This is a genomic window from Fructobacillus ficulneus (assembly GCF_001047075.2).
Lineage (GTDB): Bacteria > Bacillota > Bacilli > Lactobacillales > Lactobacillaceae > Fructobacillus > Fructobacillus ficulneus.
The window spans coordinates 249,108-251,196 of the sequence record NZ_DF968005.1 but is presented as its reverse complement, the minus strand read 5'-3'; the positions used below and the strand labels follow the sequence as shown (position 1 = coordinate 251,196).

General features: G+C 44.0%; 2 protein-coding genes, 1 pseudogene and 1 riboswitch. All 3 genes and pseudogenes read right to left on the bottom strand.

The window, feature by feature from the left end:
• A pseudogene (locus AOQ29_RS07725) lies at positions 1-316 on the bottom strand (hypothetical protein); the annotation flags it as partial.
• Between the two features lie 74 nt (positions 317-390).
• Positions 391-981 carry an ECF transporter S component gene (locus AOQ29_RS05900; protein WP_061993572.1) on the bottom strand — a complete coding sequence of 197 codons (591 nt, stop codon included), beginning with the start codon at positions 979-981 and terminating at the stop codon, positions 391-393.
• A 78-nt stretch (positions 982-1,059) separates the two neighbouring features.
• Positions 1,060-1,195, bottom strand: a riboswitch (FMN riboswitch).
• Positions 1,196-1,288: 93 nt separating this feature from the next.
• Positions 1,289-2,041, bottom strand: coding sequence for a pseudouridine synthase (locus tag AOQ29_RS05895; RefSeq protein WP_061993571.1), 753 nt, complete (start codon positions 2,039-2,041; stop codon positions 1,289-1,291).
• Positions 2,042-2,089 lie beyond the last annotated feature (48 nt).

Here is a 2,089-nt window from a genome sequence, read left to right as displayed (position 1 = left end):
TATCTTGGCTTGATGCTGAACTTTGGCTAGTATCAGCATCATCGTCATCACTTTGACTCTCTGCCGTGGCAGAAGAAGCACTAGTTGACGATTTACTACTTGACGCTGCTGACGAAGCCGTCTTTTCTGATTTTGGTGCATTCTTAGCTAACCCATAAATTGGTGCTGAGGCTAACAGTGCAACCGAGGCTATCATCAAGAGAACCACAAGTCCGCCGTGGCTTTTAAATGATTGCTTTTTTTCTTTTGGTGCTTGTTCTTCCGGCTGGCTGTGTCGTTGCCGGCGAGAAAGCGGTGTCTGTTCTTGGTCATTCATTTTCAAGACCTCCAATATATTCCTTCACAAATTTAGTTTAACACGGAATTGGTTTCGAAAATGATAACCTTTTCTTAAGAATGAAAACTTTTCTTAAAAGGTGAAAGAATTGTCACAATTAGAGCGGACACAATAAACCAAATTAACCCTTCAACGAGGTTAAATGGAACAACCATCGTCCATAAGTATACTTTAGTTCCGATGAACTTCGCAATATCAAAGTTTGCGAAGCGAGCGTACAGCGGAATAGCCCAAACGATGTTGACCAAGAAGGCCATTACCGTTAGAGCCAGGGTACTCAGCACGGCGGCAAGTCCCTGCCAAATTGCTGTTGGCCCCTTATCGGCCTTTGCTTGGCCCTTGCGGACTAGCCAAACAATAATGACAAAGGTCAAAGCCAAGACTAAATTAACTGGTAAGCCAATATAAGTGTTGGGCCCTTCATTAAACAAAATCAGCTTCAAGACGGTTCGGATAACCAGGACCCAGACGGCGGATCCAAGGCCCAACCACTCTAAAGCAAGGAAAGCGGGAACAATTGAAAAATCAATTTTCAAAAAGGACGCGCTTGGGATGATAGCTACCTGTGGAAAAATGGTTAAGACAAAAGAAATTGCACTTAACACGGCGACCAGGGTGAGCTTTTTGGTAGTACTTCGTGACATTCTTCTACTCCTTTAGACCTAAAAAAGGCCCTACTTCACCCGGGGTAAAATAAAGGCCAGTCTAAAAAAGCACTGTACTTTAAACTTCTTTATACCCGACTTTACGGTCGGCTTTGGATTTTAACCAAATCAGCTGCTTGCGCAGGTCGCGGGCTCGTGAACTTGAAGTTCCTTCACCGCCGGTTGGGATTTTCACCCGACCCCGAAGTTATTTATTATTTTTGAAACAAGGTTATTCTAGCATAAAGTTAAAATCTTGCCAATAAAAAAAACAGAAATATTCTAATTTCTGTTTTTAAGTTTGAATTTACTTGCGTCGCAAATAGCGGTAATCTTCTGCCTTCAACCGCTTTACTTCGTCGTGCTTTAAGTCACGGTATTCACCGGGCTGCAAACCAACCAAGTCCAAAAAGGCATAGCGGTCACGGCGGAGCTTTTCAACCGGGAAGCCAACAGCAAAGAGCATGTCCTTGACCTGGTGGTTCCGACCTTCATGAATCGTAATCGTGACAAAAGAAACCTTCTTATCGCGGTCAACCTTTTCGATGGCAACACGGGCAGGAGCGGTCTTTTTCCCCTTCAAAACAATCCCCCGCTTCAACGGTGCCAATTGTTCCAAGGTCGCAATCCCCTTAACCTTAGCCGTATAAACCTTATCAACACGCCCCTTAGGGTGCATTAATTGATTGGCCAAGTCCCCATCATTGGTTAAAATTAAAGCACCGGTTGTATCGTAATCTAATCGACCAACTGGATAAACCCGTGCATCAACATCATCCAAGATATCGATAACAGTCCAACGGTCCTTATTATCATGGTTAGTGGTCACAACGCTACGAGGTTTGTTGAGTAAGTAATAAACCAACTTTTCGCGACTATCAATCGGCACCCCGTCCACCATAACTTCATCATGGCGGCTAACCTTCGTTCCTAATTCTTTAACAATTTCACCATTGACGGCCACACGACCATCTAAAATGATTTTTTCGGCGGCTCTTCGCGATGCAACGCCAGCCTGAGCGATTACCTTCTGTAATCGTTGCTTTTCTTCTTCAGTCATTTCCAGACTCCTTTAATTCCTACTCATGAGCCTGGTCACTGTCAATGA